We start from the raw sequence: 13,701 nt of genomic DNA, 5'->3' as shown, positions 1-13,701 counted from the left end.
GCGCCCCCCGCACCCCCGTCGGGGGCCCCCCCCCGCACGACCCGTTCGGGCATCGCCGAGGTCAGCGGTAACCGGCGGTCACCACGTTGGCCTGCACCGCGTTCTCGGTCGCGTCGGACGGATAGCCGGCGACCATCGCCCCCTCGTAGAAGGTGCCGGCGCTCAGGTTCGCGCCGCCGTCGGGCTTGCAGCAGTCGCCGCCACTGCCCAGGATGATCGCGCCCTGCTTCTTCATCGGGCTGTATCCCGGCGGGAGCGAGCCGTCGTACAGCGTGTAGAGGCTGCCGGCCTGCGCGTCGCTGCCCTTGATGGCGAAGCGGGTCGTGCCGTTGTTCTTGAGCGTCGCCGTGACGAACTTGCTGGTGAACGCGCGCTGGTTCGGGTTCCAGGAGCTGCTGCCGCCCGGGAAGAGACCCCACTCGAGGTCGGCCTGCACCCAGGGTCCGCTGCCGGAGCAGCCGCCGAACCAGCACTGCTTGCTGAAGTTGATGGCGTCCATCGCCCCGGCGGCGTCGGCCTTCCTGGTCGTCTCGCTGTTGCCGTAGTCGAAGCAGCAGCCGCTGTTGACGTGGGTTCCGCTGGTCACCATGTACATGCCCTCGGGCGCCGCGCCGGTCGGCACGCCGGTGAGGTGCCCGTCGCGCCAGTAGCTGTTGCCGGGATTGATGTAGAGCGAGTACGCCTTCGCGCCGCCCACGGTCAGCGACTCCGAGGTCGCGACCGCCGGCCTGCTCTGCGGGGAGCCCGGCACCACGCTCGACCCCTGGTACCAGAGGTCGTTTCCACGGCCGGACTGGTCGAAGACGACGGTGATCACGCAGGTGGTGCCGGAGCAGAACGAATCCTGCGTCGCCGCGTTGGCGGTGCCCCCCGTACCCGTGAGCCCGATGTTGCGGGTCGTGTTGTCCGACGAGCGCCGGACCTGGTAGAGGTTGCCGGCGTACGTCTCGTAGAGCGCCCGCGTGGTGCTGTGCGCCGCGATGCACGGGGTGCCACCGGAGGCGTAGATGTCGCACGGGCGCGCGCCGGTCGGCGGGGTGGTCGGCGGCGGGGTGGTGGTCGGCGAGGCCCACTGCTGGTTGGCGCCGCCGTTGCAGGCCCACAGGATGATCTTGGTGCCGTTGGCGGTGGCGGCGCCGTTGGCGTCGAGGCAGAGCCCGGACTGCACACCGGTGATGGTGCCGTTGCTGTTGACGTTCCACTGCTGGTTGTTCTGGCCGTTGCAGTCCCAGATGATCACCTGGGTGCCGTTGGTGGTGCCTCGACCGGAAGCGTCCAGGCACTTGGTGCCGTACACCTGGAGTTGCCTGGTCGACGTCCACGTCCAGGTCTGGCCGGCAGCGCCGTTGCAGTCCCAGAGTTGCGTCTGGGTGCCGTTGGTGGTGCTGGAGTTGGGCACTTCGAGGCAGCGGCCGGACGGCGTACCGATGATCGGGGTGCTCTGCCCTGGCTGGATGGCGGCCGCCAGCGGGGCGGCGGCCTCGGCGGTCGGCGAGGGGGCACCGGGGGTGGCGCCGATGCCGACGAGAACCCCGACCAGAGCACCCGCCAGGGCGGTCAGGCGTCGGGCTCGGTGACGTCTCGGGATGAGCTCACGGGCCTCTCCTGGCCCGAGGGGGGACGGGTTTCGCACGAGGTGGCTCCTCGGAGTCGTGGAAGCGCGGGGGGGTTGTCGACGCGCCACGGACGGTGGTGGCGATGGCGAATCGATTCGCAGCGAATCGTATGACCTTTGTTTTATTTATGTCAATGAATGTGGTTGTCGGGGGGTGACGCACTGGCCGCTGGGCAAACAGCCAGCGCATCACCCTTCCCCGGGGACGGCTACCGCCCCAGGAGCCGCCACGTCTGGTTCAACGGACTGCCCTGGCTGACCGCCCTGCAGGTCCACTGGTGGACCAGCGCGCCGGCCGCCGTGGAGACCGCGTTGACATCGACGCACTTGCCACTGTGCCGGGCGACGAGCTGGTAGTCGTGCGAGTCGTTGCCCGAGTAGGTCACCTTGCGCAGGGTGAACTGCTGGTTGGAGCTGTTCAGGCAGGTCCACTGGTGCACGGCCGCGCCGTCGGCGGTGGACGCACCGCTGACGTCGAGGCACTTGCCACTCTGCTGGTTGACCACGGTGTAGGTGTTGGCCACACCCGCGACCGGGACGAAGTTCCAGAGCTGCTGGTCACCGCCGTCGCAGTAGTTCTGCTGTTGGACGTTGCCGTCGGCGGTGCTCAGGCCGGCGTTGTTCAAACACTGCTGCGAGTGTTGGGCCACCGCCACCGACTGGAAGCCACCGTCCGAGGGGGGCAGCAGCGTGACGGTGTACGTGTCGGTCTGGTTGGTGTACGGCACTGTCACCGTGGCGTTGTTGTTGGACACACCAACCACGCTGTTCGAGACGGTGACCGGCCCCGCCACGGCGCCGCCACCGTTGTGCGGGATGCGTTGGGTGAGGACCCGGACCTGGTTGTTCTGCACGATGCCGCTGGTGGTGTCCAGGCGTTGCAGGTTGACGGTCAGGTTCCCGGTGGTACGACCACCACCGACCAGGATCTTCGCCACCCCGGTCGTCTTCGTGGCGTACGCGTCGTACGACTGACTGGGGGTCACCGCGACGATCTCCCCGACCTGGGAGGCGTAGAAGCGGTAGTTCCACCACTCACCCTTGGGCTGGTGCTGGCCCGCTGAGTTACGGATCAACAAGTTGCCGAGGTCGTTGTGCAGACTGCCGCCGCTGGCCCAGTTCGCCCGCAGGCCGTCGGCCCGGGCCCGCTCCAGACGCGCGATGTACCAGGCGCCGTCGGCCGGGTTCTGCTCGTCGGGCGCGCCGTACTCGTTGATCTGGTACGGACGGGGGTGGGCGATGCCGCGCGGGTCGAGGGTGGCGTTGGCGGCGTTGACGTTCGCGACCGGGTCACCGGGCAGCGAGTGCCAGCTGATGATGTCCGGCACCGTGTTGGTCGAGCGGACGAAGTCCAGGTACTGGTTCCAGAAGGCGTGTGTGGTCGACGGTACGCAGGCACAGCTCGGCCCGACGATGAGCTGGCTGGGGAACTCCGCCCGGATGCGCTGGTAGGTCCGGCGCCACAACTCCAGGTACTGGGAGATCGGCCGGTTCCAGAAGATGGTGATGTTGGGCTCGTTCCAGATGTCCCACTGCACCGACAGCCCGGACGCCCGGACGTCGCTGATCAGGCGGGTCAGGAAGTTGTCGTAGTCGGTCCAGTTGCCGTTGTCACCGGGGAAGCGGGAGATTCCGGCGCCGTCGGCACCCCAGAGGTCGTGCGGCAGGATGATGAACTTCCCGCCGAGGGCGGTGGTCCGACGCGCCTGGGCGAGCGTGGAGTTCCAGCGGCGGTCGTAGGTTCCGCCGACCCAGCCACTCCCCGGAAGCTGCGCGCCGCCGGCGCGCATGTACTGGAACTTGACGTCCCGGTAGAAGTGGTCGGCGGGACCGCTGGCGTTCTCGGTCATGCCGTAGATCCACCCAGACGCGCGGTAGGTCGGCGCACCGCTGGTGGTGGAGAAGTTGACGCTGATCGACTCGTCGGCGGCCTGGGCGGGGGACGGGACGGCGGTGACGGCGGCGGCGGCGAGCAGGCCGACGACGAGCCGGGCCACGGACACGCGGGCTCGTCCGGATCTGCTGCGGGACGGGGTTTTCACGGGCGGCTCCTTGGTGGGGCGCGGGGGACGCTCTCCGGAGGGCAGCGCTTGCGAATCGATTCGCACGGATCCTAGGACCGGAGACTGAACCATGTCAATGAAGTGACGGTGCGGTAACGCCCGTGTTGCCCAGCGATCCTCCCGGCGCGGCCAACCTGCTCTTGACCATCCGCCGTGGCCGGACCTATCTTCGGGCGAACCGATTCGTCGAATCGGTTCGCCTCATGGTTGGACTACGCCAACCCACGACGATCAACCCACACACCCCACCTGACGATCGATTTGAAGTGAGGCACCAGATGACCGGACTCAGTCGTCGGCGGCGCCTGGCCGCCGTCGCCGTGATAGCTCTCGCCACAGTGGCAGGCAGTGCCTGCTCGTCGTCCGCCAATGACCCCACCGACGGTGGCGCCTACCTCGTCTGGGACCCGTACCCGCAGTTCGCCGACGACTCCGAGTGGGTCGCGCTGCTCAAGAAGTGCGGCACCTCCGCCGGGGTGACGGTCGAGCGAACCGGCTACGACACCACCGACCTGACCAACAAGGCGCTGCTCGCCGCCCAGCAGGGAAACTCACCGGACGTGTTGATCGTGGACAACCCGGTCATCTCGACGCTGGCCGAGGCCGGTGCGCTCACCACCACCGACGACAACAAGCTGGACGTCTCGGCCATGGAGAAGAACCTGCTCGGCGCCGGCCAGAGCGACGGCAAGACCTACGGGGTGCCGATCGGGGCGAACACCCTCGCCCTGTACTACAACAAGGATCTGCTCACCGCCGCCGGCGTCGACCCCGCCGCCGTCAAGGACTGGACGTCACTGACCGCGGCACTGACCACTGTCAAGGCCAAGGGGAAGAAGGGCATCACCTTCTCCGCGATCGGCACCGAGGAGGGCAGCTTCCAGTTCCTGCCCTGGTTCTGGGGCTCGGGCGCCCAACTGACGAGCCTGGACTCGCCGCAGGCGGTGTCCGCGCTGACGCTCTGGACCGACTGGCTCAGGCAGGGCCACGCCCCGAACTCCGTCATCAACAACACCCAGACCACGAGTTGGCAGGAGTTCGCCACCGGCGACTACGCGTTCGCCGAGAACGGCACCTGGCAACTGGCCAACGCGGAGAAGCTCGGCTTCGCGTACGGCACGATCGCGATCCCGGCCAGCGCCGGCGGGCCGGCCCCGGCGCCCACCGGCGGTGAGTTCGTCTCCATTCCAGTGCAGAAGAACACCGGCCGGTACGAGGCGTCGCAGAAGATCGTCGCCTGCCTGACCAACGCCGACAACCTGCTCACCACGGACACCACGCTCTCCTACGTCGCACCCGTCGCCGCCGTACAGGAGCGACAGGCGACCGCGGACCCCAAGCTCAAGGTCTGGGTGGAGGCGGTCCGGGCGGCCAAGGGCCGCACCGGCGACAACCTCGGCACGAAGTACCCGAAGATCTCCGAATCACTGTGGACCGCGGTGCAGTCGGCCCTCAGCGGCGGGAAGTCACCACAGGAGGCGCTGACCGCCGCGCAGACCGCCGCCACGACCAGGTAAGCGATCCGAACCGACACCATGCCCTCCACGACAGAGTCCACCGCTGCGGTACGAGACCACTGTGGGGCGGCGTCCGCCGCCCCACCCGGGCCTCCCCCGTCCCGTGCCCGCCGGCCCAACCGATGGGTGGCGTGGGGCTTCCTGGCACCCGTGACCATCTACCTGGCGGCCTTCTACGCCTACCCGCTCTACCGCAACGTCGAGTTGAGCCTGCGGGAGTACACCGTCCGCTCGTTCGTGCAGGGCGGGGCGCCCTTCGCTGGCGTGGACAACTATCGGACGGTCCTGACCGACCCGGCGTTCGGGCCGACGCTGACGCACACAGTGGTCTTCACCGCGGCCTCGCTCGCCTTCCAGTTCACCATCGGCATGGCCCTGGCCCTCTTCTTCCACCAGAACTTCCCGCTGTCGCGCACGCTGCGGGCGCTGATCCTCGTACCGTGGCTGCTGCCCCTGATCGTCTCGGCGTCGACCTGGTCGTGGCTGCTCAACAGCGACTCGGGGTTGGTCAACGCGGCGCTCGGCGTCGTCGGGATCGACCCGGTCAACTGGCTCACCTCGCCGGGCTGGTCGCTCACCTCGGTGATCATCGCGAACGTCTGGATCGGCATCCCGTTCAACCTGGTGGTCCTGTACAGCGGCCTCCAGGCGATCCCGACGGAGATGTACGAGGCGTCCGCGCTCGACGGCGCGACGGGGTGGCAACGGTTCTGGGGGATCACCTTTCCGTTGCTGCGTCCGGTCTCCGCGATCACGCTGCTGCTGGGGTTGATCTACACGCTGAAGGTCTTCGACATCATCTGGATCATGACCAGGGGTGGCCCGACCGGCTCCTCGGCCACGCTCGCCACCTGGTCGTACCGGCTCGGCTTCGGCAACCTGCTGCCCGAGTTCGGCCCGGCCGCGGCCATCGGCAACCTGCTCATCGTGCTGGCTCTGATCGCCGGCCTCGTCTACATCCGGTTCGAGCGGAGGCAGCAGCTGCGATGACCACCTCAACGCCTCGGGCCTGGTGGAAGACCGGCGTCGGCCTGGTGCTGACCGGGCTGATGCTCTTCCCCGTCTACTGGATGATCAACGTGTCCTTCACCCGGGACCAGGACATGCGGGCCACTCCCCCGCACCTGTTCCCCGTCAACGGCACCCTGGACGGCTACCGGGCGGTGCTCGACCAGCAACTGCCGTACCTCGGCACCAGCTTCCTCGTCGGCCTCGGCACGGTGGCGCTGACCGTGGCACTGGCCGCCCCCGCCGGCTACGCGCTGGCGAAGCTCCGGCCACCCGGCGGCCCGGCGCTGAGTTTCGTGCTGCTGATCGCGCAGATGATCCCGGGAATCATCATGGCGATGGGCTTCTACGCCATCTTCCTCACCCTCGGCGTCCTGAACACGCTGCCCGGCCTGATCCTGGCCGACACGACGCTCGCGGTGCCGTTCGGCGTCCTGATCTTCACGGCCTTCATGTCCGGCATCCCCGACGAGCTGCTCCAGGCCGCCGTGGTCGACGGCGCCGGTCGGCTGCGGACCTTCTGGTCGGTGGTGCTGCCGGTCAGCCGCAACTCGATCGTCACGGTGTCGCTCTTCGCGTTCCTCTGGTCCTGGTCGGACTTCATCTTCGCCTCGACCCTGGCCGGCGGCGGCGACCACCAGCCGATCACCCTCGGCATCTACCACTACATCGGCAACAACAACCAGCAGTGGAACGCCATCATGGCCACCGCCGTCGTCGCCTCGATCCCCGCCGCCGTGCTGCTGGTCCTGGCCCAGCGGTACGTCTCGATGGGAGTGACCGCCGGCGCCGTCAAGGACTGACCATCCGCGGCGGTCGAGGACCGCCCACCCGCACCACAGAAAGGCACCCGCCACCCATGACCGTCGCCCCGTCCGGTCCGGAGTTTCCCATCCAGGACATCCCGTTCAGCTACCGAGGATCCTGGTTCAACATCTCCCCGGTGGTAGCCGAGAAGACGTACGCCGACGACCTGCACCTGGTCTCGCACCAGACCGGGCTGCATCCCGTACTGCGGCTCGCCCCCACGGCCGCCGGCACCACAGTCGTCGCCACCCCCACGTTGCTGACCTGGCGCAACGGGCCCGACCGGATCGAGGCCGTCTATGACGGGCCGGACACCCTGCGGATCCGGGGCCACCGGCTCGGCCTGCGGGTGGCCGCGGCGGCGCACACCCTCACCCCGTTCAGCGGCACCTACCTGTACGCCGACCCGGTCGACGGATCGCACGTGTTCACCTCGTACGAAACCGGTCGCCGGTACCGGATCACGGTGCTCTCCGGCGCGCTGCTGCGGACCGACGGGGCGCAGGCGCTCGGCACCGCCGACCGGTCCCTGGAACTCCCCGGCGACCAGCCCTGGGAGATCGCGATCGAGGAGTACGCGACGGCTCGCCGCCCGTACGCCGGATCGGTCGCCTTCGAGCAGTTGTGCCGCGACCGGATCGCGGAGTTCACCGCGTTCGTGGACGCGATCGCGCCGTGGCGGAGCGCGGAGACCCCGGCCGCCGAGTTGGCCGCGTACGTCCTGTGGTCGGCCACTGTCGCCCCGGCGGGGTTCGTCACCCGGCCGGCCGTCCTGATGTCCAAGCACTGGATGGACAAGGTGTGGAGCTGGGACCACTGCTTCAACGCGATCGCCCTGGCGGCCGGCGAGCCGGAGCTGGCCTGGCACCAGTTCCAGCTGCCCTTCGACCACCAGGACGAGACCGGCGCGCTTCCCGACTCGGTCACCCACTCCGAGGTCCTGCACAACTACGTCAAGCCCCCCATCCACGGCTGGGCCCTCCGTCACCTGCGCCGACGCCTGCCCGAGCCGCCGAGCCGGCTGGCGCTGGCGCAGACGTACGACCGGCTCGCCCGCTGGACCGAGTTCTGGCTCGACGCGCGGCGCGCCCCCGGCCACGACCTGCCGCACTATCAGCACGGCAACGACAGCGGCTGGGACAACGCCACCACCTTCGACGACAACCGGGTTCTGGAGACGGCCGACCTCGCCGCGTTCCTGGTCGCGCAGCTTCGCTGCCTCGCCGACCTCGCCGGCGAGCTGGGTGAGCCCGCCGACCGCTGGTCGCAGGAGGCTGACCGGATCCACCGGGCCATGCTGCGCGACCTGTGGGACGGCGAACGCTTCACCGCCCGTGACCCCCGCACCGGGCACCGACGAAGGAGCCGCAGCCTGCTCGACCTGATGCCCGTCGCACTCGGGGCCGACCTGCCGGCCCCGGTCGCCGCCGCCCTGGCGAAAGGCGTGGAAACCCACCTGACCACGCACGGGCTGGCCACCGAGCCGACCGACTCGGCCGACTACCTCGCCGACGGCTACTGGCGTGGCCCGATCTGGGCACCCTCCACCGTCCTCGTCGAGGACGGCCTGCGCCGGGCCGGGCAGACCAGGATCGCCGATGACATCAGCCGGCGATTCCTCGCGCTGTGCGAGAAGTCCGGCTTCGCGGAGAACTTCGACGCCGAGACCGGCACCGGGCTCCGGGACCGCGCGTACACCTGGACGGCCAGCAGCTATCTCATCCTCGCCGCCGCCCAGGAGGAACGGCGGGTCAGCGGCGGGTAGCCGGCTCGGATCAGCGGACCCGCACCGGGCCGGTGCTGGACCGCAACGAGATGGGCGGGCTGTACAGGCGGTGTCGTGGCACGGCACCGGGAGCCGCGATGATCTCCAAGAGCAGCGACACCGCCTCGGCGCCCATCTCGACCATCGGCACGTCGGCGGCGGTCAGCGGCGGGCGGAAGTCCTCCGCCCAGTGCTGCGCGGCGACTCCGGTGACGGAGAAGTCGCGTGGCACGGACAACCCGGCGCCGGTCAGCGCGCGCTGCATTCCGGGCAGTGCGGCCTCGTTGATGGTGGCCACCGCCGTGACCTCCGGATGCGTCGCGAGCAGCTGCTCCATACACGCCTCGCCGGAGGCGGTGTCGTCGCCGCTGCAGACCTCCACGCCGGTCAACCCCCGCTCCAGCGCCGCCGTCCGAAAGCCGGCCAGCGCGCGATGGCTGGGGCCGTATCCGGCGGCCACCAGCTCGGCGGACCGGTTCACCAGTGCCACCTGCCGGTGCCCCAGGTCGGCCAGGTGCTGCACGCACCGGGCGATCAGCCCGGCGTAGTCGATGTCGATCCAGCTCATCCCGTGCGGCTCGGCGGTCCGGCCGATGGTGACGAACGGCAGCCCGGCCCTGGTCAGCCGGGTCACCCGGTCGTCCGCCAACCGGATCTCCATCAGCACCACGCCGTCCACCCGACGCCCGGTGACGATCCGCTCGAACGACCGGTCATGGTCGCCGCCGGAGGGGGACAGCAGCACGTCGAGGTCGTGGCGGGCGGCGGCCTCGACAACGCTGGCGACGAAGCCCAGCTGCATGTCGGTCAACCGCTGACTGGCCGGCGGGATGACCAGCCCGAGGGTGCGGGTGCGCCCCTCCTTGAGAGCACGGGCGCTGGCGTTCGGCCGGTAGTCCAACTCGTCGATGACCGACTGGATCCGTTGCCGGGTCGCCTCCGACACGCTGCGTTTTCCGCTGAGCACGTAGGAAACGGTGCTGCGGGACACCCCCGCCCGGCGAGCGATCTCCCCGATGTTCATCAATCGCCCTCGAATCGATTTTTGCCCCGACACGGGGACGCACCTTGCTCGGCTGACCAGCATATCCGTCCTCAGGCTCATCGATCGATGACCAACGCGTGCCAACTAGCGCTAATCGATGGATGACTATTAATGTCACAGGTATGACGTGTTACGTCAATTGCGCCGCCGCACCCCACCCCCACCACGCACCGGAAAGGATCCGATGAACGCGAGGAGAAAGCTGAGTCGACTGATCGCCGCCGCCGGGACCCTGTTCGTCCTCGTCGTCGTCGGCGGCGTCTACGTGGTCTCGGATACGCCGGGCGTCGCCCACGCCGCCGGCACCGGTCCGTGCGACATCTACGCCTCCGGCGGCACGCCGTGCGTGGCCGCGCACAGCACCACCCGCGCGCTGTACGGCGCGTACAACGGCCCGCTTTACCAGGTCCGACGCTCGTCGGACAACACCACCCGCGACGTCGGCGTGCTGAGCGAGGGGGGCTACGCGAACGCCGCCACCCAGGACTCGTTCTGCGCCAACACCACCTGCGTCATCACGATCATCTACGACCAGTCCGGCCGCAACAACCGCCTCACCCAGGCGCCTCCCGGCGGCTTCGCCGGCCCCGCACCCGGCGGTTGGGACAACCTCGCCGACGCGAAGGCGGCGCCGGTCACCGTCGGCGGCCAGAAGGCGTACGGGGTCTACATCGCCCCCGGCACCGGCTACCGCAACAACAACACCAACGGTGTCGCGACCGGCGACCAGCCCGAGGGCATCTACGCGGTCGTCGACGGCACGCACTACAACCAGTGGTGCTGCTTCGACTACGGCAACGCGCAGACCAACAGCCTGGCCGACGAACGCGCCATCATGGAGACCGTCTACTTCGGTGCCAACAAGCAGTGGGGCTACGGAGCAGGCGCCGGCCCGTGGATCATGGCCGACCTGGAGTGGGGGCTGTTCTCCGGGGTCAACGCGGGCTACAACAACATCGCCTCCATCAACCACCGCTTCGTCACGGCCATGGTCAAGGGCGAGCCGAACCACTGGGCGATCCGGGGCGGAAACGCCCAGTCGGGCAACCTGACGACCTACTTCGACGGGCCGCGCCCCAACGGCTACCACCCCATGAAGAAGGAAGGGGCCATCCTGCTCGGCATCGGCGGCGACAACAGCATCACCGGCCGCGGCACCTTCTTCGAGGGCGTACTGACCTCCGGCTACCCGTCGGCGGCCACCGAGAACGCCGTCCAGGCCAACATCAACGCCGCCGCGTACGCGCCGGTCGGTGGTGGCAACCCGCAACAGAACGTCCAGGTCGTGGGCGGCCAGTCCGGCCGCTGCATCGACGTGCCGAACGGCACCACCACCAACGGCACCCAGGTCCAACTCTGGGACTGCCTCGGCAACACCGCGCAGCGCTGGACCTACACCGCCGGCAAGCAACTCCAGGTGTACGGCAACAAGTGCCTCGACGCCTTCGGCCAGGGCACCGCCAACGGCACCCAGGCCATCATCTGGGACTGCCACGGCGGCACCAACCAGCAGTGGAACCTCAACTCCAACGGCACCATCACCGGCGTCCAGTCCGGGCTCTGCCTGGACGCCAACGGCGCCGGCACCGCGAACGGCACCAAAATCATCCTCTGGGCCTGCAACGGCGGCACCAACCAGCAGTGGTCCACCCGCAGCTGACCCACCGCACGGCCGGACGGTCGTGCCGCCCCCGCGACGCCGCCGGGGGCGGCACGACCGGTGACCTAGTCGCGCCGGATCACCGTCGCTACCTCGCGCAGGTCATCGTTCAGCTGGTGATCGCGTCCGGGGAGCAGGTGCAGGTGCGCCTGCGGGATGACCGCGGCGTACCGATCGGCGTGTGACGGTGGCGCGGTGTCGTCCCGGAGCCCGTGGAACACGTGCACCGGCACCCCGTACGGCAGTCTCGCACCGAGGTCGTCCGGCAGCTCGAACTCGTCGCCGGCCCAGCCGCCAGCACCGACGAACGGGGCGGCGATCAGCACGATCGCGCCCAGCGCCCGCTCCGGTGGCCGTTCGGCGAGCGTGTGGACGAGGATCGTCCCGCCCACCGAGTGACCCACGACGACCGCGCCGTCGGCCAGGGCCGCGAGCTCCCGCCAAATGGCCGCGCTCCAGGTGACGGAGCTCGGGTCGGCCTCGTCGGGCATCCGCGGATAGCGGACCTCGTACCCGTCACCGAGCTCACGGGTCAAGCTGTCGACCAGCTTGTTGTCCCATTCGTCGTGTACGCCGGCACCGGCACCCTGAATGACCAGGATCTGCGGGACTCCGTCAATCGCCACGCTGGTGTGTGCCCGACATGCGGATACCACAAACGGGCGCACGCCTACCACAGGGGCGGGGTAGGTTTCGGGGCCGGGCGGAGAGCGGGGGGTCGCATGATCAGGGGTTGGCACGGCTGGCTCGGTACGTTCAACGGCGTCGTCCTCATCACGGTGATCGTGCTGCCGTTGGCCGCACTGGCGGTGTGGGCCCTGGCGCGCCGCCGACGCGCCGCCGGCTCCACCTCGGCCTGGCGGACGTCGCTGGCCGACGTCGGCATCACCTACGGCACGGTGCCGTGGGTATGGATGATCATGTTGCCGGGCGACCAGGCCGGCGCGGTCTCCGGTCGGGTGACAGTGGTGCCGCTGCGCGACCTGCTCACGATCTTTTCCGACGGGGGGCCATTGACGGCGACTGTCCAGGTCGTCGGCAACCTGCTGGTCTTCGCGGCCCTGGGGTTCTTCGCCCCGCTGCGGTTCCCGGCGCTGGCGTCGATACCGCGGATCCTGGCCCTCGCGGCCGGCTGCTCGGTAGTGGTCGAGACCGCCCAGTACGTCCTGCGGCTGGACCGGGTGTCCTCGGTGGACGACGTCCTGCTCAACGCCGCCGGCGCCGGGCTGGCGGCGCTGGCGTCCCGCCGATGGTGGCGGACCACGCCCGACACGCCCACGGATCGGCGACCTCAACCGGCCCCGGCAGCCGGACGCTGAGCCGCCGGGGACGGGCGGCCATGGTGGCCCACCGGCGGAGGCCGACCCGCTCGGCCGCGGTGAACTACCAACAGAGCTGACCGCGGTTCGTGGCGACGGTCAGTCGGGTGGCTCCGGCAGCCGTTCCAACCTGGCCAGACCAGCCCAGCCACGCGCCCGGACGAGGTCCAGCAGCCGCTGCAACCGCGGGTCGGCCTCGACGGCGAGCGCGTCCAGCAGGTCGAACGGCATATCATCCTGCGCCACCTCACCGAGGTCGATCTCGCCGGAGGCGTATGCCTGCTCGGCCAGGCCGGCGATGAGGTCGGCGGCTTCCTCCAGACCCGCGTCGCCGCCCGCGTCGGTCTCGAAGATCCCGGACAGGATCTGGTACAGCCGAACGACCTGCGGGTCATCCAGCTGCGCGATCTTGCCGGGCATCCAGTCGCCGACGCGGTCGGGCCAGCGAGCCGCCATCAGGATCCAGCCATCACGCTCGCCCGCCACCACCCGCTCCGAGGCGCCGATCTCCCTGAGCCGGTCGAGATAGGTGATCACCTCTGGTGGTAGCGCCAGACGGTCCCCGGCGGCGAGCTGAGCGATCTGCTGACGGCTGGCCTCCAGTCGGGCGATCTCGTCGCCCAACTGCCTGTCGATGTCCTTGATCGCAGCGGCGAAGGTCGAGGCGTCGGCCTCCAGCATCTGACCGATCTGAGACAGCGGCACCCCGGCGTTCGCGAGAATCCGAATCCTGATGAGGGAGACGACAGCCGTGGGGCCGTACCGCCGGTAGCCCGAGGCGTCCCGCTCGGGCTCCGGCAGAAGGCCGATCTGGTGGTAGTGGCGTACCGCCCGCACCGTGACGCCGGCGTACGCCGCCAGTTGACCGATCGTCAGCATGCAGTGATCCTGCCCCCCGAGTC

Annotated in this window: 11 protein-coding genes; 6 read left to right on the top strand and 5 right to left on the bottom strand. The window is 69.4% G+C overall.

Annotated features, from left to right (window positions below):
* Positions 1-61: 61 nt before the first annotated feature.
* On the bottom strand, positions 62-1,633 hold the full coding sequence (locus ABZU52_RS13350; RefSeq protein WP_354971313.1) for an arabinofuranosidase catalytic domain-containing protein: 1,572 nt from the start codon (positions 1,631-1,633) through the stop codon (positions 62-64).
* 191 nt (positions 1,634-1,824) lie between these two features.
* Positions 1,825-3,618 carry an RICIN domain-containing protein gene (locus ABZU52_RS13345; RefSeq protein ID WP_354971312.1) on the bottom strand — a complete coding sequence of 598 codons (1,794 nt, stop codon included), beginning with the start codon at positions 3,616-3,618 and terminating at the stop codon, positions 1,825-1,827.
* 338 nt (positions 3,619-3,956) lie between these two features.
* On the opposite strand from ABZU52_RS13345, the gene ABZU52_RS13340 reads away from it, so the two are divergent.
* The 4 genes from ABZU52_RS13340 to ABZU52_RS13325 all read left to right on the top strand — a co-directional run bounded on the left by ABZU52_RS13340 (position 3,957) and on the right by ABZU52_RS13325 (position 8,775).
* Positions 3,957-5,195 (top strand): extracellular solute-binding protein, encoded by a 1,239-nt coding sequence (locus tag ABZU52_RS13340; RefSeq protein WP_354971311.1) that lies wholly within the window; start codon positions 3,957-3,959, stop codon positions 5,193-5,195.
* 150 nt (positions 5,196-5,345) lie between these two features.
* Positions 5,346-6,185 carry a sugar ABC transporter permease gene (locus tag ABZU52_RS13335; protein ID WP_354971310.1) on the top strand — a complete coding sequence of 280 codons (840 nt, stop codon included), beginning with the start codon at positions 5,346-5,348 and terminating at the stop codon, positions 6,183-6,185.
* On the top strand, positions 6,182-7,006 hold the full coding sequence (locus tag ABZU52_RS13330; protein ID WP_354971309.1) for a carbohydrate ABC transporter permease: 825 nt from the start codon (positions 6,182-6,184) through the stop codon (positions 7,004-7,006). The genes ABZU52_RS13335 and ABZU52_RS13330 overlap by 4 nt, the downstream gene beginning before the upstream one ends.
* A 56-nt stretch (positions 7,007-7,062) precedes the next feature.
* Positions 7,063-8,775, top strand: a complete 1,713-nt coding sequence (locus tag ABZU52_RS13325) for a trehalase family glycosidase (protein WP_354971308.1) — start codon at positions 7,063-7,065, stop codon at positions 8,773-8,775.
* Between the two features lie 10 nt (positions 8,776-8,785).
* Here the strand turns inward: ABZU52_RS13325 and ABZU52_RS13320 are convergent, their stop codons facing one another.
* Complete coding sequence (locus ABZU52_RS13320) at positions 8,786-9,799, bottom strand: LacI family DNA-binding transcriptional regulator (protein WP_354971307.1); 1,014 nt, start codon at positions 9,797-9,799, stop codon at positions 8,786-8,788.
* 205 nt (positions 9,800-10,004) lie between these two features.
* On the opposite strand from ABZU52_RS13320, the gene ABZU52_RS13315 reads away from it, so the two are divergent.
* Positions 10,005-11,480 carry an arabinofuranosidase catalytic domain-containing protein gene (locus ABZU52_RS13315; protein ID WP_354971306.1) on the top strand — a complete coding sequence of 492 codons (1,476 nt, stop codon included), beginning with the start codon at positions 10,005-10,007 and terminating at the stop codon, positions 11,478-11,480.
* A 65-nt stretch (positions 11,481-11,545) separates the two neighbouring features.
* Here the strand turns inward: ABZU52_RS13315 and ABZU52_RS13310 are convergent, their stop codons facing one another.
* Positions 11,546-12,106, bottom strand: a complete 561-nt coding sequence (locus ABZU52_RS13310; protein ID WP_354971305.1) for an alpha/beta fold hydrolase — start codon at positions 12,104-12,106, stop codon at positions 11,546-11,548.
* A gap of 96 nt (positions 12,107-12,202) precedes the next feature.
* On the opposite strand from ABZU52_RS13310, the gene ABZU52_RS13305 reads away from it, so the two are divergent.
* On the top strand, positions 12,203-12,799 hold the full coding sequence (locus ABZU52_RS13305) for a VanZ family protein (RefSeq protein WP_354971304.1): 597 nt from the start codon (positions 12,203-12,205) through the stop codon (positions 12,797-12,799).
* 99 nt (positions 12,800-12,898) lie between these two features.
* Here ABZU52_RS13305 and ABZU52_RS13300 read toward each other — a convergent pair whose 3' ends face one another.
* Entirely contained in the window at positions 12,899-13,678 is a 780-nt protein-coding gene (locus tag ABZU52_RS13300) for a MerR family transcriptional regulator (protein ID WP_354971303.1), read from the bottom strand.
* Positions 13,679-13,701: the final 23 nt, after the last annotated feature.

Source organism: Micromonospora sp. NPDC005220 (assembly GCF_040607895.1).
Lineage (GTDB): Bacteria > Actinomycetota > Actinomycetes > Mycobacteriales > Micromonosporaceae > Micromonospora.
This window is presented reverse-complemented; position numbering and strand designations above follow the sequence as displayed.

Coding starts and splice junctions, on each gene's coding strand:
- ABZU52_RS13330 (WP_354971309.1), top strand. CDS start 6,182: ATGACCACCTCAACGCCTCGGGCCTGGTGGAAGACCGGCGTCGGCCTG.
- ABZU52_RS13300 (WP_354971303.1), bottom strand. CDS start 13,678: ATGCTGACGATCGGTCAACTGGCGGCGTACGCCGGCGTCACGGTGCGG.
- ABZU52_RS13315 (WP_354971306.1), top strand. CDS start 10,005: ATGAACGCGAGGAGAAAGCTGAGTCGACTGATCGCCGCCGCCGGGACC.
- ABZU52_RS13305 (WP_354971304.1), top strand. CDS start 12,203: ATGATCAGGGGTTGGCACGGCTGGCTCGGTACGTTCAACGGCGTCGTC.
- ABZU52_RS13340 (WP_354971311.1), top strand. CDS start 3,957: ATGACCGGACTCAGTCGTCGGCGGCGCCTGGCCGCCGTCGCCGTGATA.
- ABZU52_RS13320 (WP_354971307.1), bottom strand. CDS start 9,799: ATGAACATCGGGGAGATCGCTCGCCGGGCGGGGGTGTCCCGCAGCACC.
- ABZU52_RS13325 (WP_354971308.1), top strand. CDS start 7,063: ATGACCGTCGCCCCGTCCGGTCCGGAGTTTCCCATCCAGGACATCCCG.